General features: G+C 39.8%; 17 protein-coding genes and 2 pseudogenes. 15 read left to right on the top strand and 4 right to left on the bottom strand.

Annotated elements, in window-relative coordinates; all coding sequences use genetic code 11:
* From MKY23_RS18505 to MKY23_RS18445, 13 genes and pseudogenes are all read left to right on the top strand, one after another.
* Nucleotides 1-435 carry a hypothetical protein gene (locus MKY23_RS18505; RefSeq protein WP_221789088.1) on the top strand — a complete coding sequence of 145 codons (435 nt, stop codon included), beginning with the start codon at nucleotides 1-3 and terminating at the stop codon, nucleotides 433-435.
* Between the two features lie 714 nt (nucleotides 436-1,149).
* Entirely contained in the window at nucleotides 1,150-1,638 is a 489-nt protein-coding gene (locus MKY23_RS18500) for a hypothetical protein (protein WP_221789090.1), read from the top strand.
* Nucleotides 1,639-1,753: 115 nt separating this feature from the next.
* A complete protein-coding gene (locus MKY23_RS18495) occupies nucleotides 1,754-2,164 on the top strand; it encodes a HEAT repeat domain-containing protein (RefSeq protein ID WP_339831318.1) in 411 nt (136 codons plus the stop codon).
* An 18-nt stretch (nucleotides 2,165-2,182) separates the two neighbouring features.
* Nucleotides 2,183-2,560, top strand: coding sequence for a hypothetical protein (locus MKY23_RS18490; protein WP_221789094.1), 378 nt, complete (start codon nucleotides 2,183-2,185; stop codon nucleotides 2,558-2,560).
* Nucleotides 2,561-2,590: 30 nt separating this feature from the next.
* Complete coding sequence (locus MKY23_RS18485) at nucleotides 2,591-2,962, top strand: hypothetical protein (RefSeq protein ID WP_221789096.1); 372 nt, start codon at nucleotides 2,591-2,593, stop codon at nucleotides 2,960-2,962.
* Nucleotides 2,963-3,025: 63 nt separating this feature from the next.
* The gene (locus MKY23_RS18480) at nucleotides 3,026-3,646 is read left to right on the top strand and encodes a hypothetical protein (protein WP_221789098.1); all 621 of its coding nucleotides are present in this window, start codon (nucleotides 3,026-3,028) and stop codon (nucleotides 3,644-3,646) included.
* A gap of 148 nt (nucleotides 3,647-3,794) precedes the next feature.
* A pseudogene (locus MKY23_RS18475) lies at nucleotides 3,795-4,052 on the top strand (WXG100 family type VII secretion target); the annotation flags it as partial.
* A 543-nt stretch (nucleotides 4,053-4,595) separates the two neighbouring features.
* Nucleotides 4,596-5,003, top strand: a pseudogene (locus MKY23_RS18470) (hypothetical protein); the annotation flags it as partial.
* A gap of 26 nt (nucleotides 5,004-5,029) precedes the next feature.
* Nucleotides 5,030-5,410, top strand: a complete 381-nt coding sequence (locus MKY23_RS18465; RefSeq protein WP_221789166.1) for a hypothetical protein — start codon at nucleotides 5,030-5,032, stop codon at nucleotides 5,408-5,410.
* A gap of 85 nt (nucleotides 5,411-5,495) precedes the next feature.
* Nucleotides 5,496-5,951 (top strand): hypothetical protein, encoded by a 456-nt coding sequence (locus MKY23_RS18460; RefSeq protein ID WP_221789102.1) that lies wholly within the window; start codon nucleotides 5,496-5,498, stop codon nucleotides 5,949-5,951.
* Nucleotides 5,952-6,532: 581 nt separating this feature from the next.
* Nucleotides 6,533-8,608 carry an AAA family ATPase gene (locus tag MKY23_RS18455; protein WP_221789103.1) on the top strand — a complete coding sequence of 692 codons (2,076 nt, stop codon included), beginning with the start codon at nucleotides 6,533-6,535 and terminating at the stop codon, nucleotides 8,606-8,608.
* Nucleotides 8,593-10,548, top strand: a complete 1,956-nt coding sequence (locus MKY23_RS18450; protein ID WP_221789104.1) for a UvrD-helicase domain-containing protein — start codon at nucleotides 8,593-8,595, stop codon at nucleotides 10,546-10,548. The genes MKY23_RS18455 and MKY23_RS18450 overlap by 16 nt, the downstream gene beginning before the upstream one ends.
* 289 nt (nucleotides 10,549-10,837) lie before the next feature.
* Nucleotides 10,838-12,127, top strand: a complete 1,290-nt coding sequence (locus tag MKY23_RS18445; RefSeq protein ID WP_221789105.1) for a DUF6602 domain-containing protein — start codon at nucleotides 10,838-10,840, stop codon at nucleotides 12,125-12,127.
* Nucleotides 12,128-12,197: 70 nt separating this feature from the next.
* Here the strand turns inward: MKY23_RS18445 and MKY23_RS18440 are convergent, their stop codons facing one another.
* Nucleotides 12,198-12,410, bottom strand: coding sequence for a helix-turn-helix transcriptional regulator (locus tag MKY23_RS18440; protein WP_221789106.1), 213 nt, complete (start codon nucleotides 12,408-12,410; stop codon nucleotides 12,198-12,200).
* 113 nt (nucleotides 12,411-12,523) lie between these two features.
* Between MKY23_RS18440 and MKY23_RS18435 the strand changes: the two genes are divergently transcribed.
* On the top strand, nucleotides 12,524-12,793 hold the full coding sequence (locus tag MKY23_RS18435) for a DUF6809 family protein (protein ID WP_221789107.1): 270 nt from the start codon (nucleotides 12,524-12,526) through the stop codon (nucleotides 12,791-12,793).
* A 135-nt stretch (nucleotides 12,794-12,928) separates the two neighbouring features.
* On the opposite strand, the gene MKY23_RS18430 is transcribed toward MKY23_RS18435, so the two are convergent.
* On the bottom strand, nucleotides 12,929-14,299 hold the full coding sequence (locus MKY23_RS18430; RefSeq protein ID WP_221789108.1) for a right-handed parallel beta-helix repeat-containing protein: 1,371 nt from the start codon (nucleotides 14,297-14,299) through the stop codon (nucleotides 12,929-12,931).
* Between the two features lie 651 nt (nucleotides 14,300-14,950).
* Between MKY23_RS18430 and MKY23_RS18425 the strand changes: the two genes are divergently transcribed.
* Nucleotides 14,951-16,915 (top strand): ATP-dependent DNA helicase, encoded by a 1,965-nt coding sequence (locus MKY23_RS18425; RefSeq protein WP_339831312.1) that lies wholly within the window; start codon nucleotides 14,951-14,953, stop codon nucleotides 16,913-16,915.
* A 195-nt stretch (nucleotides 16,916-17,110) separates the two neighbouring features.
* Here the strand turns inward: MKY23_RS18425 and cysK are convergent, their stop codons facing one another.
* Together cysK and MKY23_RS18415 are read right to left on the bottom strand one after the other, a co-directional pair.
* Nucleotides 17,111-18,109: a cysteine synthase A gene (gene cysK, locus MKY23_RS18420; RefSeq protein ID WP_339831310.1), complete on the bottom strand. Its 999-nt coding sequence runs from the start codon at nucleotides 18,107-18,109 to the stop codon at nucleotides 17,111-17,113.
* Nucleotides 18,110-18,325: 216 nt separating this feature from the next.
* Complete coding sequence (locus MKY23_RS18415) at nucleotides 18,326-18,712, bottom strand: hypothetical protein (protein ID WP_221789110.1); 387 nt, start codon at nucleotides 18,710-18,712, stop codon at nucleotides 18,326-18,328.
* Between the last annotated feature and the right edge of the window lie 375 nt (nucleotides 18,713-19,087).

Raw genomic sequence — 19,087 nt, 5'->3', positions numbered from 1 at the left:
ATGAACATTGAAGACGTTAAGAAATTACCTGACAGAGTATCTAAAGAAGTGTTGCTAAAATTTTTTAAGAAAGTTTTAAAGGATTTTAAAGATGAAATTATTGACAAACGAGAGTTTCTATTGATACTGATCGAATTAACAGATCGACAGGTCATGACTTATGAACTATTAGAAGAAGATACAAGAAATGATCTGGATACTGCATTAAGAAGGTTGTGGAGCACCGATTCCTATGAAGAAGTGGATACTATATTGTCTATCGTTGTTAATCTTGGTCTAGAGAAAACTTTTAATAAAATTAAAGAGTCAGTAACTAAAGAGCATAACATAGACTTGATAACTCTAAATGAGATAAAAGAGACAATTATTGAGGTAGGAGATCATATATCTAACCCCTACTATGACCTAGAAAAATTTAAGTCTTCAAATGAGTAAATTAAAGCTATAAAAATATTAGAGGATGTCGTACTCATAAGAAGGCTACGAAATCATAATAATATGGTGCTTCTATTAGGTTGTTAAGATTTCAACAGGTGAAATTATATTGTAGTACTATCATCCCCTTCTAATTATATGAGGAATAAGACATCTGTTAAGATGAATTAATCATATAAACGAAGGGGATCTTTTTATGAACAATATAGGACAGCTAAGCTGTCAGCACTCAATACTTCTTTGTATTGAAGCTGGAAATAGTCCACTAGCTTAACGAAAATCACATGAGTATAACTGAAGTAGTAATACATGTTGATATTGAAAAAAAAAATTTCTTTATCTAAAAGGGATGCCTAGAACCAAGTTTTCCAGTAAGGGAAAAGAGCCGACATAATTGCACGCGAGATTGGATACTTAAAAAAGTTGTATTCAAATCTACACAAAGAGTAACGAGTAAAGCTGTCAGGTTTCAGAGCATAAGTCCTACAAGAGTGTCTTAGCAATCAAACGATAGGGAGTTGCTCTATGATTCGAAAGAAACGCCGATTCTTTGGAGCGCAAGCTTCGTTGGTGAATCTCAATCGGCCTTGAGCACCAGTATCGGGCTAATACGCTACGAACCAAGTTACCTCTATTCGAGTTGGAGAACACCTTCTGTATCTTTCTACCATTTTTATAATCTTAATCATGAATAAGGAGAGGTGTGTTATTTTTTTGAAAAAAGCATTATTCATCGGCATCTTCTTGATCATTGCAACAATAGGTTGGATATGGTATTTAATGAATGACCTTACACCTATATCATCGACCACGCACATTGTTTCAGTTGAACTACAGGCTGATTCATCATGTAAGGTAACTGTTAGCGACCCATCAAAAGGGCACAACAGAACGAAGACAGAAACATTCGAAAGTCCATCATGCAGCAAGCTAAAAGGAGGGGATGAAATAAACTATAGGTATCTTAACGAGGGGAAATATCTATACATCGTTTCAATTAATAAAGAATTGACAAAAGACCCTTTGACAGGAGTGATCGCTAAAATGATTGAACATGATGGTTACTTTTATATTCACGTTATATCTCCTGCTTTTGGCAAAGAAACCTTTCCGATTGGTAAAAAGAATTGGGAAAAGTTAAATACCAGATCCAATATTACATTTTATTTAGACCATTGGAATCATAACATTGAACTACTATAAATGAATTCGATTCGTAATAGAATTTTTATAAGGGAGGTTGTATCCAATACACACTACCATCAAGGATTTATTAGATGCAGAGAGGTTCGAGGAAGCAATGACTCGGATTGCTGAGGTGGGAGAAAAAAGAGATCGATCTTCAGTAGAGTTTCTAATTGGGATTTTGACCGAAACCAAGAATGCTCTTGTCAGAAATCAAGTGGCAATCGCACTAAGAGACATTGGAGACAATAGAGCGGTTTATCCGCTAATTGAGGCTCTATCTAACGCTCAGTTGAGAAGGAGCAGGGGCACTCTGCTATACGCAATGGAAGAAATGCATTATGAGCCTTATATCGAGATCATTGTGGCATTGATTGGAGATGCGAGTTTGGAAGTAAGGCTGCAGTCCTTTCTATTATTTGAAAAGGTGGCGGAGAAATTAAGCGAGCAGCAGAAGCAGGTTTGCAAAAATATTATATTGCAGTGCAAAGCTGTAAGTGGAAATGATCTGCTAGATGAAGCGATAGCTTTGTTAAAGAAGTAACCCAGAGGAGAAAACAAGATGATACACAAAAGTGAAATATCTAGATTGTTTTTAGAAGTGTTCCCCGAGTTTGAAGCGGCCTATCAAGAACATATCTCTGAATACAATGAGGAGCTAGCCCATGTTTTTTTCGGCGATCATGTCACTAGTGAAGTAATTAATCAATTGAAGTTGGAAGCATTCAACAGTAAGGCTGTTAAATATTTTGCATTTTTCGAGGATATAGCGAAGGAAGCGGATCTCTATAGTAGACAAGTTCTAACCACAACCATTTTAACAAGAATTGGCGATGACATCACTATATTTAAAGAAGCTCAAAAATATATGGGTGAACGAACCAGACAATTATCGGATGAAGTAGAGTTATTTATTGGAAGGAATGATACTACCAGATGAGACAAAATGTATAAGTAAGGAGAAGGATGGATGGAGAAAGATATCTTCATAAGTCAATTTCTAAAACTGTTTCCGGAATTTAATGATCGATATATTGAGCATATGGAGTTTAATCAAGAGTTTCTAGGACATGTATTCTTCGGAGATGAAGTGTCTACTCATGTGGAAAGATTGCTTCAGGAACATAGTGACATTGAACAAATAGAGAAATTCTTTAGTTTTTTTGAATGGATGGCACTACACTCGGACCTTTATATCGTACAAATATTATCGACTACGATATTGTACAACCTTGGAGGAGATATTGATGTTTTATATAAAGCGGATCGATATATGGGGGTTCACACTAAAAAGCTTTCAGTAGAAATAGAAGATTTACATACAGGAAAGCATTTTTCATGAGAGTGAAGCGAAAGAAAAGTATGGAATTTTGCAGAATTTGGAGGTGAGTGTGTGTCGAGTTGGATGAAATGGATTTGGGGTGCTGCGGTTCTAGTTAATTTAGCCGTATTTATTTGGTTTCTAGTTGGTGCTACATCCAATTTTCAAAGATCACTCGATTTGATCGGTATGCCGATCATGCTTCTCTGCGGTATACCATCGCTCATTATTAACATGATTTCAATAGTCGTTTTAATAAGAAAATGGAATTCTTCGTTAAGTATAAGTACCATGATCTATGGGGTTATATTCATTTTGATATTAATGTTCTGTACTCCAGCTTTTATCAATGCATTAGAACATACGGTGAAACCAGAGAAAGTGGAAAGTGATCCTGTCAGCCTCACATCGGATGAGAAGTACGAGTACAATCTGGAGATAATCAACATGTCCCAGCGAAATAATCAGGTAAATTTAATTGTAAAAGAGGTCTCTAATCAAGCTGTTAAGAAAACGATCCCGCTAGATCTGGATGGGAAAGAGATCGCGGCTATCACGACGCACCCAGGATCAGATTGGCAGTGGACTGTTCTAGAACCTACAGAAGAACCTGAAATATACAAGCTAACCACTACCGAAAAATTAGGCATACATAAGATATATAGGATTGACGTTGTAGAAGGGCTATCAGAAGAAATGAAGTGAGTGCGGAATGATGTAGGACCTCAGTATGGAAACTCAACACTGTGAGGTGGGAATAATAAATTGAAATCAGGAAATTAGCCGGATGAAATTGCCATCAAACTTCTGCTAACATAAGTAAATCCTACATAAAAATAAGCGGTGAAAACGGATGAGTACAATCAAAGTAACACCTGAGCAGTTACATCACGTATCCAGTCAGGTGGATCAGGCGAGACAGCAATTGGAGCATATCCAAGATCATCTCTCCAGGCAGATTATGTTCCTTCAAGCCATGTGGATGGGTGTGACACAGGAGCGCTTTTATGATGATTTTGCAAGGTCGCGTCCTGTACTACAGAAAGCACTTGAGAGCATGGTGTATACTTCGAAAGAGTTAAAGGATATCGCGATCCGGTTTGAAAATGCGGATGCGGAGAAAGGGAGTCTGGGCGGTGTTATTGGTGCTGCGGGTGCGGTAGCAATGATGAAGAGTGCAGCAAGTGATGCGGGTTCGGAGGACAAAGGCTACCGGATGGCTCAAGTCAATATCTATGGTAGGCTGATGTGGATGCCAGTAAACGAGAATGGCGTTCCCGATCAGGCATCTCTAAAGGCTTATGAGAAAGATCAGGGGCATTTGGATATCAACCGGATGCAAGCAGGTCATGCGGAAGAGCCAGGGGAAGATATTCATGCATTGCAGATTAAAGCTTTTGAAAATCGAATCCATCCCTTCACGGGCGAACCTGTATCCGATAAGTATGCTCAGATGATGCTGACTTCCCTGAAGTTCAGCCAGATCTTTATGGCTTTTCAGATGGTTCGCGGAAGTATGCCTGGTCGCAAAGGGCCGTTTCGCTTGCCTGCTTCTGATCCGGCTGTGACGAAGATTAAAAAGAACTTGGAAGCGGCTGAAGCAAAAAAAACGAGTAATATTAAGGGGACGGGTGATGTTAGACCTGTCCAAATCATTGAAAATAGATATCCAAATGAGATTCAGCAAGGGAAGAGTTTTGACTATGTTTTGAAGAATGGCCAAGTTAAGATTCGAGATGGAATTAAAGAAGTTGACTTTGTCATAGATACAGATGGTAACTTAAATGTTGGAAGAGGACACTCTCATTTAGCAAATGGAGCTGACGTTCAAGCTGCTGGAAAACTAAAAGTCGATGCAAACGGAAATGTTAGAAGAATAACAAATGAATCAGGACACTATACTCCAACAACTGAGCAAGCTAAAAAATATGAGCAGATATTCAATAGTGCTGGAATAAAGACAGAAAACGCTTGGTTAGAGATATATCAACTAGAAGTAACGAGAAGTGGTTATGTTGATATAGGGAAATTAAAGAAAGTATATTCAGCTAAGCTGAAATAGTAGGAGGAGATATTTTGACTACTCAAATGAATGAGGAAATTTTTTCGACTAATTTATCTAAAGCAGTTGATAAGATAAAAAAGGCTAAAAACATTTCGAGCGATATTATTAAGTTTATCATAGAGCCTGTTGAGGAACAGGGGAAAATGTTAGATGGTGGCGATGAAATGATGAAACGTCTTGTGTTGTCTAAAGAGAATATTGGTGGTAAAAAACTATTGTTAGAAGATGTAGTTGGGGTTTTAGGAGGGCTTTTTCCGAAAGCTCCTATATGGATTAATGTATCTTTTATAGAAATTGAAGGAGATACCGCTATCTTCAAGCTGGAAACCAGTTTGCGTTTTAGAAAACCGACTTTATTAAGGAATGCTGAAACAGGTCATGCTCCTTTTAAAGCCATTGTATAGACGGAGACTCTTTGGAAAAAGAAGATGATTTGATTGGTCATATCCTGGACGAAATAGTGAACTCATACTTATAGGAGATACGAACATGATTAAATATAGGTGCACTATTGAATATAAAGAGGATTTCAACGAAGTCATCCTGGACTTAGGCATTAATTCATCTTTAAAGAACGGTTATCTAATTACTAATTCTTTGGGATCAGATATTTTTGGAGATTTCGCCACGATCCAGGAAGAGGCTGGAAACCTAATTGAATTACTGAAAGGAAAAATAAAGCTATACGAAGGTGGAGGGAACGTCAATTTAATAAGATCAGACAAGTTTTTTACAAATTTTGAAGATATCTTTGCTGAAGATGATGAACAGGACAGTAGATGTGAAATTGAGACGTTAGAATATGTAAAGTTTCTATTGTTATGGGCAAAAGAGAACTTTCAGTATAAAAGCCAGCGAGATGTTATTTTAAAAGAAGAAGCAGAATTAGCAATAGACTGGGTCAATAAAAAATATATCGAGATCTGTGAGATTGGGATTCAATAATCATAGAAGAGAGTTAACCTTGCTTATATTTTATAAGGAACGACTAATGTTGAGTTTGAAATTTTCTGATGTTCCCTATTGAAAATTCTAGTGAAGTAGGAAATGCTAATTTTATTAGGTATGGTGGAACGATTAAAAGGGCTATCAAACAAAAACTATTAGAGCAATTAAATTCATATTGAGTTTGGACACAAAGCTACTGAGGATAAGGTGAAAAGTTAGGTGTAGATGAAGTAGATTCTCATCATATTGATTGTTGGCTGACCTTGGATCAAGCTTATTGAACAGAATGCAGATTTGATTACATTAATTTAGGTAAAAGTCATCTTCGTCGCTATGTTAAGTCCAACTGTACTGCAAAAGTTTGAGTTGAAAATATACGGACCTAAATACTCAAAAGGCCATAGGGTACTAGAACTTTGTTCTGATGCCCAAATGATCACTTAACCATTCAATTCTTTAATTCATGTAGTGACAAATTTCATGCATTTATTCCAATATTTTCAGGAATCTATGGTACTATAGACATGTAGTAGAATTTTACTATAAAAATATTATTTTATGTCTATGGGGGAGATTTTGTGAAGCTAAAAACTGTTTCGATTCAAAATTACAGAAGATTTTTAAATACATCATTATCTTTGGCAGATGATGTGACTTTGTTAGCGGGTGCTAACAATAGTGGAAAAACATCTTTAATTGAACTTTTTGAAAATATTCTAAATACCAAAAAAACGGAATATTGTGTTTCAGATATTCCTGTGACTCTCTCAAAAGAATGGATTGATCGAGCTTATTCTATTTTTATTAATTATTTTGATAAAAATGAAGATAGAGATAAGACGATTCAAGGAATAGTAAATGATATTTTTTGTATAGATGCAGCTACAGGGAAAGAGAAACTCCTTATTTCACCAACAGTAGTTCAACTAAGAGTTGATTATGAGGCAAATGAAGAGATTGGGGATTTCGCAGACTATATTATGGATTTAGATCCTAGCCATTGTTCAATCTATTTTGAATATTCATTTGAGGTTACTTCCACTACTTTTAGTCAATCACTAGATAAAGACTATGAGAAATTAAAAAGTAGATACGTAAAGCTTTCTGGAGAAAAAGAACAAAATACTAAGATAGGTTTCTTTAAAGAAAAAATATTAGGTACATACGTTTCTAGTATTATTGAGAAGTGTTATTTTGCTGATAGGCAGTTTCAAAATAAAAATGAAATGGAACTCTCACATTTCCGAAAGTTGTTTAATTTATATAATATTTATGCAGGTAGGCCATTAGAAGACCAGAATGTAGGTCACTCAAAAAGTATTAGCAAAAATGTCCTTGATCTAGCACATCATGATGATGCATGGAAAGCATTTCTGGGAGCCTTGCCAGATAAGATACTTCAGCCAATTGAAGAACTAGGGATAACAGATATTGTAAGGAAGGTTTCGGTGGATGGACTTACCGAGACAATTTCATCCATTGCACAAGCTAATGGGGGGAATACGGGGAGCATTATGCTTGATTTAGAGATCTCGGAGGAAACGATTAGTTCTCTTATCAGCCAAATTACTCACGCTAAGTATGATCTTCAGGGGCACTATCTCAATGAAACATCACAAGGATTGGGATACAGTAATATGATATTTATTCTCTTGCAACTTGAAAGATATAAAAGGAATATTGACCCATTGTTGGTGAACATATTTATTATTGAAGAACCTGAGTCACACATGCATCCACAAATGCAAAATGTCTTTGGAAAATTTCTGAAAAAATACTACCAAGAAAAAAAGATACAAGGGTTAATAACTACGCATTCTAGTGAGATGGTTAGAGTAACTGAGATGAAGAATCTCAGAGTGGCAAGACCGACAACTCCGTTCATAAGCAATATATTTGATTTCTCATCTTTTAAAGAAAGTGTAAGTAAGGACCCTGTTCTTGATAATTTCTATGATTGGTTCTATGAAATAGGATTCTCTGATATAGTATTTGCCGATAGAGTCATTATTTATGAGGGTGACACAGAAAGAATGCTTATTAGAAAACTCTTTTCTTTGGATGATTTTGCAGTATTAAACCAACTATATATCGCATTTGTTCAGGTGGGAGGAGCGTATGCTCACAACTATAGAACTCTCATTGAGTTTATGGGAATAAAAACGCTTATACTGACGGATCTTGATTATAATAAAGCCTCAAAAACAGAAAGTCACATAAGAGCCTCGGGAACAACGAATGCCACGATTAATAATTTTTATGAAATAACACATCCAGAAACCAAGCCAACTGTAGCAGATTTATATGAGTGGAAAAAGAATGAGGGGAACATATTGTTTAAAGGCTGTGCATATCTAAATTATCAAGGGGAAAAGGACAGCTTTGCTCGTACCTTAGAAGAAGCAATGCTTGCTAAGCATTATAAATTAACAGCAGTTGAGCAAAAGAGTCGGGAGGATTGGATTAATTTAAGAAATGTTGACAAATTGAAGTTTACTATTCCTCAAGAAGAGGGACAATATACAATTAGAGACATTGTTGAGCATACTTCAAAAGGAAAAACAGATTTTATGTATTCAGTAATCCTAAATAATTTAACTAAAAATATGTTGCCAGATTATATTGAGGAGGGGCTGGCATGGCTGAAGAAATAGTAGATAAAAATATCTATTTAGTTAATGCTCCGGCCGGAAGTGGTAAGACAACGGCAATCAAATCAATGATTTTTAAGCATCTGGTTGAATACCCCAAAAATAATATTCTTTGTATAACATACACAAATAGGGCTGCAGAAGAATTAGGGAAGGATATGGATAATAAAAAAGTTTATTTTTCAACAATTCATTCTTTTTTACACAACTTTCTAAAGATTTATTTTTCACATGAACAAATACTAAATTTGTACTTTGAAACATATGGTTCTGAAATAATGAAGAGAATTTCCAATGAAAATGGGGATGAAAAGATAACCAGAAGTAATGAAAGGTATATTGAGAAAAACGGTGAGTTATCATTTAATTATATTAAGGAAAACCTTAAGTCTATCTATTACAATGAGTCTCAATTTAACTTTTTATATTATGGAGGCTTGTCCCATGATGATCTTATAACGTTTTCTAAATTGGTATTTGATAAGTTTCCTGTCATTAGAAGGAGATTGACAAAAAAGTATCAACTTATATTTATTGATGAGTATCAAGATTCGTCGGCAAATGTATTAAAATTATTTTATGAAGCAGTTCATGCAACCTCTACAGAGCTATATTTTCTGGGAGATAAAATGCAACAAATATATAGGAACTATGATGGCTCATTTGAGGATAAACTTTTAACCCTCAATCAATCAATTAAATTAACTACTAATTATAGATCAGTTCCTGCTGTTATTGATATTTTAAACAATTTGTATAATAACAATTCGTATAAGCAAGAACCTGCAGAGAAAAATTTAAATGTAACAGTTGATCACTTGCCTAGAATTTTGTTATGTGATGATGTTTCTGAGAAGCTTAAGTTAGAAAAACAAAATTATCCTAACGCATTATTGTTGTTCTTGCTTAATCAAAAACGATTTGACTCTATTGGAGCAGGAGATCTTTATAGAAAGTATAACAAAATGGAACGATATTCGCATATACAACAATATAGTGCTGTTGATGTGCTTATAAATGATTCACAGGATAACCCAGATAGTTTAGTTAAATTATTGTTCTTGGTTAACCAAATTGCTCAGGACTATGGTACTAAGAGCCTAGGCAATATCGTTCAGTTGTTCAAACGAAATTCTAAAATATTTAATGATACTGTATTTACTGTGAAAAAACATGAAGATAAACATAGATTGGATAATTTATTGCTTAAAGTTTCGGATGTATATAATAATTCTCAAATGGAATATAGTATAAAATCAGTGTTAAATACACTTTTGGAAACTGCACTGGTTAGACCGGAGTATATAGGCTCCATAATTGATGACGAAGAATACTCTTTAGTTTTGGAAGTTAATATAGCAGAGTTTCGTCTTCTAGCTGAGTACTTAAAAACACCAAATGTATCTACACAACATGGCGTAAAGGGAGAGAGCCATGACACAGTTTTTTTTATAGCGGAGGACAGTAACAGCAAGCCATTAGTCCATATGTATAAGTTCTTTAACATGTGGAGTAACATGGAGGTGTCACTTAATGAATTTGAGTCGTTCTATTATGAATATGTTGAGTGGATAAAGGATACAACTTCATACTTAGGGTTCAAGTTATCTGAAATTAATAGTGAGCTGCATAAAAAACATAGAGAGTATTTAACATCAAGAATAAATCAACTACTTAAACATTTTGAAAATAATAAGTACTTCAAAAATTTATGTGAGAGTGATCACAAAGCATATTTAGACAATTCACTTGTAAAGACAGCGAAAATGTGTTTTAAGGAAAGCCAAGTGTATGGGTCTTTAAGTGCTTATCGTTTATTTTATGTAGGTTGTTCTCGTGCACGAAGAAATTTGTCAATATTTATTGATAAATCTAAAATTGAAGGTTTTACTTCTCGATTGACTAAGAAATTTAATGAAATAGGGTTCGAAGTTACGGAATAATAAATCTAGGTATCCACTTCGAAAAAAAGAAAAGAGTATCTTTTTTACTGGATGCTCTCTTTTTTATACCTTAAAGAGCAAACAGCCCTGATTATTCTAAGTAGTCGTTTTTTGGAGGGAGACAAAAAATGTGCAGAGGTGTGACAACTAATTACTAAGCTTCATGGATATTACTTGTTATGGTGAGAGTGCTACAAAAAAGCTAATCGCAAATTTAGCCGAGCTAAAAAATATTATAATGAATAAGAATTTTACTCTCTCTTTATAGTATACTGGAGGCAAACTGAAGTTGAAAGGTGGATTTAAACTGATTACAACAGTAGCTGATCTATTGAATTCTCTTATGATCAAGGAGAAAGAGTTGTTAAAAAAATACAGCATAATTAAGCATGGCCCTACAATAGGGGATATGTATGAGGGACTTACAACAAATCTTCTTAATAAAGCTATATTCGAAGGATTAGATATAAGAGTTGTGTCAGGTAAGATACGTAATGAAGAAGAATCCTTTAGTAATGAAATAGATTGTATGATAGTAGAGGGAGAAGGCGAAGCCATTCCGTATACAGGAAAGTTTATATATAATCTCTCTCAAGTAATTGCAGTTTTAGAAGTGAAAAAAAACTTGTATCAGGAGGATCTAGTAGATGCCTACAATAAAATGAAGCAGATTTACTCAATTACTGAGCCAAGCAATGAATTATTAAATATGAAGGCGTTTAGAGATGCATTTAGACATACAGTACAGAAAGAACTTCCTGACTATGAAGAAGTGATCAAACTGCCTCTGCATGAACAAATGATTTATCATAGTTTGTTAATGGAGGAAATGATGCCGGTTAGAATAGTATTTGGTTATTATGGATATGCATCAGAATATGCCCTAAGACAAGCATTTAATAAATATTTAGAAAAAAACTCAGGTATTAGCGGGTTTAGTCCAACTATCTTTCCTGATCTTATTATATGTAATAACAGTGTCTTAGCAAAATTAGATGCTATGCCTTATATAAGTCCTTTGGATAGAGAAGGTAATTGGAACTTCTATGGTTCAACAACACATAATCCATTTTTAATACTTCTAGAATTCGTTTGGACAAAGCTAAGTTATAGATATAACCTTAGCAATGATATTTTTGGTGAAGATCTTAATTTCGAAGCTTTTCATCCTTTTCTGCGGGCTAAGGCTAAAATAATTAACAATAAAATAGGTTGGGAGACCAATTCTATCTATATCCCTAAAGATGGATTAAATCATGAACCGCTATTTTGGGAGTGGAAGCCCGCAGAACTTGACGAGGTAGAATGGTTTATAATAACTTGGTTATGCTCACATCAAGAGCTCAATACAGAAGAATTAGAATTTCAACAATGGTTGTCTAAAAAAGGTGTGAAACTAGAAGATGTTATTAAGAGTCTCTCAGAAAAGAGACTTACTACTTTTGAAAGAAATAAGTTTTATTTGTTGACTGACGAGTGTGCAGTTGTTACCGTTAACGGTAAGTGGTATGCTGCCGAAAATAAATCAGGTAGACTCACAAATTGGGTTAAAAAGATTATGCAAGCTAGATACGAATAATAGCTTAGTTTTATTTATTTAAATACCAATGTTTATAAAGTTATTTGGAAAGGCAAGAAGTGAGTCAGTTCTAAGGATAAGGTTTCCGTATGTCCGTCCGGTTTAAAAGATAGTCTGTGCTGGTCTGATGATAATCAGCCAGCTTTATTAATATAGCTGTGGGAATATCCAATTCACCACGTTCATAGTTGCTATAAACACGTTGACTACAGCCGAGATAGGCTGCAATTTGTGTCTGGGATAAGTCTTTGTCTTCACGCAAATTGCGTATACGAGCATACATGATCATCACCTCACTAATATCATATCTTAGCGCGCTATCCGCTATTGATTTTTAGCGGAAAATCCGCTAAAGTATAATTAGAATAGTTGGTAAAAAGACTAGGTGGGGATAATATGTCAAACCTGATCGAAGATTTGTTTCATGGAAACCTAAGATTGGACGAGTCGATTCATCCTGAACAGGCCGAGTATTACGAAATTAACCGCCAAATATCGGACATCATGCAAAACTACAAAACAAAGCTCCCAGATACAGACTACGATGCGTTGGAGCAATTGATCGACTTGATCGGACAGTCCACATCCATATATGTGGAAGCGGCGTTTGAGCAGGGTTTTCGTACAGGCGGCAGACTGATGATTGAGGTTCTAGCCAAACCGTGAGTATCTATCTGCCTTATGAGCCAACAGACAATACACAGCAATTCAAAAATCCCCTTCTCCATTACCACCGATCAGGCTGGCATGGGGGAGGGGACTTTGCTTTATGAATTATTCTTTTATCTTACCAGCCTATACCTACCGGGCTCCAATATTCTTACCCGCTGGCGTTCCCGACCCAATCAGATCACTGCCACCCGCTAGCTTCAAGAAATTACCCAATACAGGCGTACCGTCTGCGGCACGGGTTACCGAAGGCACGAGGGAGACAAAGTCGGCTGCGCTGGCGAGCAGGCCTTTGTCGTTGACGCTTTTTTTGTTTTTCCACCAGACGTTGGTGCTGCTGACATCGGTTCCACTGGTTTTATCGCTGGCGCCGCCCTGGAAGGACAGGTTGTTGGTGAAGATGTGGGTACCTTTGTCAAAAGCAAAGTTGCTTTGTCCATTGTTCCATGAGGTGTTGTTGGTCATCTGGATCGAACCTGGATTGCTGTTATAGGTAAAGCCATGCTTTTTATTATTAAATGCAATATTGTTCTCGACAATGTGATTCACGGCAATTTTCTCGCCGCCCAGTTTAAAGCCGTTACCATCACTGTTCGAAGTGGAGGTTCCGTCAGCGGTGGCGCCGTTGCCGTAAGCAATGCTGTTACGAATCGTGACCGCACCGATGGCGCCTGTGTCTGTTTTACTGTAAAGATCCCAGCCATCGTCTACGTTATAGGCGGCAATGCAGCCGTCAAAGACGTTCCCTGGACCGACCGTCAGCTTGGCGGCAAAACCGTCTGCATCCTCGCCGTCATCCGGGTCATAGTTGTTGTGGGAGTAGGAACGAATGACTTCGTTATATGAAGGCCATTCACTTTTGGCAGCAGTGGAAGCATAACGCCCGATCTGAATGCCGGTATCCCGGTTATGGTGCGCTTCGATCTGCTCCAGACGGTTGTAGCTGCCTCCGATGAATATGCCGTTATCGCCTGCACCCTTGACTTCAAGTCCTTTCACAAACCAGTAGTCTCCGAACATTTGTAATCCCCGATTCGTGGAAGCAAAGGCTTGAGCCGAGAAATCAAAGACAGGTTTTTCCGATCCGTAGGCGACCAGATTTTTACGTTGTGAGGAAGTGCCGCTGTTACCACGTTCAATGGTAATCGTTTGCGAGAAGCTGTAGGTTCCGCCGCGCAGATAGATTGTTTTGCCTGGGGCGATCTGGGTCAGAGCATTAGCCAGTGACGTTGGACTATTGATCGTTCCTGGATTGCTGGCAGAACCGTTAGGAGACACATACAAATCGCCCGCAGCCAGTGTGATATTGGAACTGTTCACCACTGACTCTGATTCTGAGGTATTAGGCAATCCGCCTTCCAAAAGTTCTGCGGCACCCACGGAACCACCGCTTAGCAGTAATAGAGGGAACGCAGCACTGAGACAGATGTTAGTCATTTTGGATTTCAGGGAACGCTGGGATCGTGCAGATGCATGAGTAGATGTGGAAGGGAATAATTTCATGATGCAAGCCTCCTTGGTTAATTGAAATAAAATATCGAGCTGGCGGCGGGCGGCAACCGAGTATGGGCCGAACAGAGCAGAACAGAGCGTACCTTCAATGGGAACAGAATATGGTACGTCACGTGCTTCGTCCTACCGCCCGGCTAGCTAAAGGGTATCCACCCGGACACAGCTTCATGGTAAATGTTGTAAACGTTATCATCAATAATCATTTGATCAGGTTGCGTTTAAGGCTGGCAGAGCGGCATGACTGCTCCCGATCCCATCCCATTCATAGGCAATATGTAATCCGAACATTGGCTAATCGCCTTTTTTTAACGAAGTATCGTCCGAAATGAACGTAAATTGGTCGGTTGTTTTTCCCCTTTTCGCACCAAAATTATCTATTATCTACCTGGATGAACCTCCAAGCCTTGAACTTTATGTTTGCTAAAAGACTTATATCTCTACAAGTTCCCATGAAGTGAGGTATAATCGCGTGAGTCATCGTTCAACCTCTATTTATACCAGCCAATGTTACTTCATGATTCGACAAAAAAATCTTGTCATGCGATTCACATTATGGGATAATTAACTTTTGCCCAACGGCCTTTTTTGAAACGGAAAATAGAAATTGGACCGCTTTGTCTAAGAATGGAGGCTGACCCAGGATTGTCTACACAACGTTACCCTTTTGCATATGATCCGGCTGAACCTTTTGTATCCCGTCTGGGAGAGTGGGTTGCCGATGTGTTTTATGATATTTTGCCAGAGTCCGGCTTCGAGGTACGGGACGAACAGATTTTTATGGCGTACCAGCTCGAACGGGCCTATGGAGATAAAAAGACGATTATGGCCGAGGCCGGCGTAGGAACAGGTAAAACACTCGTTTATCTGCTCTACGCGGTTTGTTATGCACGTTATACGGGCAAACCGGCGGTGATCGCCTGTGCCGACGAGTCTTTGATTGAACAGCTGGTGAAGCCGGGCGGAGATATCGCGAAGCTCGCTGAACATCTGGATTTGCAAGTGGATGCACGTCTGGGCAAGTCGCCAGATCAGTACGTCTGTCTGAACAAGCTGAGTGCCGTCCGATTCGCCGATGAGGATGCGCCAGTGATTGAAGAGGTGTATGAGAGCCTGCCGGATTTCGTGAACACGCCGGGAACACTTCAGGCTTTCCATCCGTATGGTGACCGCAAACAGTATCCGCATCTGAACGACCGCCAGTGGAACAAGATCAACTGGGACCCGTTCCAGGATTGTTTCGTGTGTCCCAAAAGACAACGCTGCGGCCTGACGCTGTCGCGTGATCATTACCGTCGTTCCAAAGACATCATCATCTGTTCCCATGATTATTACATGGAGCATGTGTGGACCTATGAAGCGCGCAAACGTGAAGGACAATTGCCATTATTGCCTGACCACAGCTCGGTTGTATTTGATGAAGGGCATTTGCTGGAAGAAGCCGCATTGAACGCCTTGAGTTACAAATTGAAACACCGCATCTTCGAGGAACTGGTCACACGTCTGCTCGAAGGGGAGATTCGTGAAACCCTTGCCGAGCGTGTAGATGAAGCAATCGAGAGCAGTGAGCGATTGTTCCGCCTGCTGGATACGTATACGGTGGCGATTCCGGGCTCGGAGCGGAAGGAAGTGCGCGTAGAAGCGCCGCTGCTGCAAGAGATCGAACGATTGAACAGTGTGCTTGATGCAATCGGCGAAGAGCTGGTATTTGAGAGTGGATTATTCTCACTGGATGGGTATCAGATGCGTGTCGTGGAAGAACATCTCGATATGATTCAGACGGCATTGTCTCTGTTCCGCAAGGAAGATGGTTACATCTGTTGGGCGGAAGAGAGCGAGGAAGAGACCACGTTGTCGATCATGCCGCGTACGGTAAAAGAAATTCTGAACGAGCGTGTGTTCAACACGGGTATTCCGATTGTCTTTTCATCCGCTACGCTGTCCGTAGACAACTCATTCCGCTATGTGGCGGATAGTCTCGGGATTGACGATTTCGTATCGTTCTCGGTTGCATCTCCTTATGATTACGCAGATAAAATGCAGATGAAAATTGCTGAGCAAGTCTTACCAGGTCATGTAGAGAACGAAAACCGTTTGCGTGATGCGGCGGCTTTGCTCCAAGAGAGCGGCGGTCGGGCATTGATCCTTTTCCGTACGATGGAGGAATTGCGCGCGTTCAAGCAGGACATCGTCCATGTCCCTGAAGCAGAAGGATTACGCTTTATGTACGAGGGAGATAGAGAGATCAGTGATCTGATTGCGGCATTCCAGCAGGATGAGGAGAGTGTGCTCTGCTCCGTTAATCTGTGGGAAGGACTCGACGTGCCGGGGCCATCTCTGTCCAACGTGATGATCTGGTCACTTCCGTACCCACCGCAGGACCCCGTGTTCAATGCCAAACGGAATGCATCGGCTTCGCCATATGAAGAGATCGATCTGCCGTATATGCTACTGCGTGTGAAGCAGGGTCTTGGACGTCTCATTCGCACGAGCAGTGATTCCGGTTCGGCGGCGATTCTGGATGAGTCGATCTATACCCAAAAGGAAGCCAAAGACCGCATTGCGGCTCTGCTCCCGGAAGGTGTGGAATGGACAACCTTGGCACATTAATCGATGTAGATCACATATAGATTTCATAGGAAAATAAAAATAAGCTCCTGTTCACCGGGATACATGATCCGAGGTGAGCAGGGGCTTATTTGTTTTGATTTTCTATTCGGTTATTCATTTGGTTCTCGATTTTGTTATGCAATATGGACGTAGAGCTTGAGAAGGGATGATGCAGAGAAATAATAGATTGTCGGGTTATGGCTCGTTGCCTTCGGCCTTGTTAAAAATACCCATGCTCAGATACCGTTCCCCGGTATCCGGCGCAATGCAGAGCACCCGGTGCCCCGGCCCCAGTTCCTTCGCGATGCGAAGGGCGGCCCACACCGAAGCGCCAGAGGAAGGGCCGAGCAACAGCCCTTCCCGGGCAGCAAGCTGCCGCATCGTATCCAGTGCGTCCTCATCGGACACCTGGATGATGCCATCCCATACGTCGGTATTCAAGATGTCCGGGATGAAGCCCGGACTTGTACCGACGAGCTTGTGCGGCCCGGGCTCGCCGCCGGACAGCACCGGGGAACCTTGCGGCTCCACCGCATAGATGCGGAGGGCGGGAAGCTGCTTGCGCAGCTCTTCGCCCGTTCCGGTGATTGTGCCGCCGGTTCCGGCCGTAGCGATGAAGGCGTCTAGCCTGCCATCCATCTGCTCTATAATTTCGGGCGCCGTCGTGATTCGGTGAATATCCGGATTCGCCTGATTCTCAAACTGCTGGGGAATGAAGCTGCCCGGCAGATCGGCGTGAAGTTCCTTCGCTTTGCGAATCGCTCCAGGCATCCGCTCCGCAGCGGGCGTAAGTACAACCTCTGCGCCATATGCCTTCAAAATGTTAATCCGCTCCTTGGACATATTGTCCGGCATGATCAGAATCGCTTTGTATCCTTTGGCGGCGGCGTTCATCGCAAGGCCAATTCCGGTATTACCGCTGGTCGGTTCGATAATGGTTGCCCCAGGCTGCAGCAATCCATCTCGTTCAGCCTGAGCAATCAGGTTGTAGGCGGCACGATCCTTGACGCTGCCGCTTGGGTTGAAATACTCTAGCTTGATGAACACGTCAGCGGAGTCACTGCCTGTGAGCCTGATGAGTCGAACCGCAGGGGTCTGGCCGATCAGTTCTGTCACATCTGCGGCTACGAGCGGATGTGGATTTGTATTATTTTTCAAAAATGAAGGTGAATGCGAATTTGAACTTCTATCCATAAATACAGCTCCTTGATTGAAAAGACGTTTAAGATATATCCGTTTCCCATATTGGAATGGTTGGATATGTCTTCTCCATCTTAATGACAGAGCACGCAATGGTCAACCTGTTCAGCAGTCACTTGCCTGGGATATGGAGTCTCGGCAGAGCCTTGCTTCTTTCATCTGCTGGCTTGGGAACCAATCGCGCCTCCATACCTCGGAAACCAATCATACTTAAGTTTGGGTCAGATCCATCTGAAGATGGCGACTTAGCTCTTTTTTAACCTCATTACGTGCAAATGTCCAGAGCATATAGAACCGCTGTCCGTATCCCCTGCACAAATAAAGGGTTTCGATGCCATCCTTTCCCCGCGTTTCCTCCAGAACTTTCACGCCGCGGGTTCTCATCTGTTTGCGCAGTTCGAGCATCTCCTTAAGTACCTCATTCTGAATACGGGTGAGCGAGAGAATATAGACCTCAGGCATTTTCAGAAGCAGCGTATCCAGTGTTCGAATATCCCGTTCCAGTACATCCAGCAAAAGGGTGCGTACGACCATGCCTTTGATCAGGCGGTGATCTTCATCGGAAGGGGTGGGGGCGGAAGTAGAAGAGGATGTCATGGCAATTCACTTCCTTAGTCTATAATTGGAATTTAATGTTTACAGAACAAGTGTTCCTATATTATAATCAATATATGCAAAAGATAATCGTTATACAACCGAGAAATAATGGAAATGAGTTTGTTCTCCATTTTTAATCGTTTATATAGAAACCTAAGTTTGAAGTAAAGCGAATGCATCATTCATCTCAATTAAGTCTAATTGCCAAGTAAGAGCACATGATTTGCGTTACAACATATATGATGGTGTTAAATTGAGAAGTTTGTGGTTTTCAGATGGGTGAATACTTGCTAAGAACGGACAAGCTGACTCCAAAATTTAGGTATAATTTATGGGTTTTGCAGGAAACCTAAGGTCAAAAGCAACATCAACTTG

It is taken from the genome of Paenibacillus sp. FSL R7-0272, from assembly GCF_037969905.1.
GTDB lineage: Bacteria > Bacillota > Bacilli > Paenibacillales > Paenibacillaceae > Paenibacillus > Paenibacillus polysaccharolyticus.
Note: the sequence above shows the minus strand (reverse complement) of the source record. Positions and strands in the feature narration are given on the sequence as shown.

Excerpts from the sequence above, each read along its gene's own strand:
- MKY23_RS18505 (WP_221789088.1), top strand. The coding sequence starts at position 1 with ATGAACATTGAAGACGTTAAGAAATTACCTGACAGAGTATCTAAAGAA.
- MKY23_RS18490 (WP_221789094.1), top strand. The coding sequence starts at position 2,183 with ATGATACACAAAAGTGAAATATCTAGATTGTTTTTAGAAGTGTTCCCC.
- MKY23_RS18485 (WP_221789096.1), top strand. The coding sequence starts at position 2,591 with ATGGAGAAAGATATCTTCATAAGTCAATTTCTAAAACTGTTTCCGGAA.
- MKY23_RS18480 (WP_221789098.1), top strand. The coding sequence starts at position 3,026 with ATGAAATGGATTTGGGGTGCTGCGGTTCTAGTTAATTTAGCCGTATTT.
- MKY23_RS18465 (WP_221789166.1), top strand. The coding sequence starts at position 5,030 with ATGAATGAGGAAATTTTTTCGACTAATTTATCTAAAGCAGTTGATAAG.
- MKY23_RS18460 (WP_221789102.1), top strand. The coding sequence starts at position 5,496 with ATGATTAAATATAGGTGCACTATTGAATATAAAGAGGATTTCAACGAA.
- MKY23_RS18450 (WP_221789104.1), top strand. The coding sequence starts at position 8,593 with ATGGCTGAAGAAATAGTAGATAAAAATATCTATTTAGTTAATGCTCCG.
- MKY23_RS18440 (WP_221789106.1), bottom strand. The coding sequence starts at position 12,410 with ATGTATGCTCGTATACGCAATTTGCGTGAAGACAAAGACTTATCCCAG.
- MKY23_RS18435 (WP_221789107.1), top strand. The coding sequence starts at position 12,524 with ATGTCAAACCTGATCGAAGATTTGTTTCATGGAAACCTAAGATTGGAC.
- MKY23_RS18430 (WP_221789108.1), bottom strand. The coding sequence starts at position 14,299 with ATGAAATTATTCCCTTCCACATCTACTCATGCATCTGCACGATCCCAG.
- cysK (WP_339831310.1), bottom strand. The coding sequence starts at position 18,109 with ATGGATAGAAGTTCAAATTCGCATTCACCTTCATTTTTGAAAAATAAT.
- MKY23_RS18415 (WP_221789110.1), bottom strand. The coding sequence starts at position 18,712 with ATGACATCCTCTTCTACTTCCGCCCCCACCCCTTCCGATGAAGATCAC.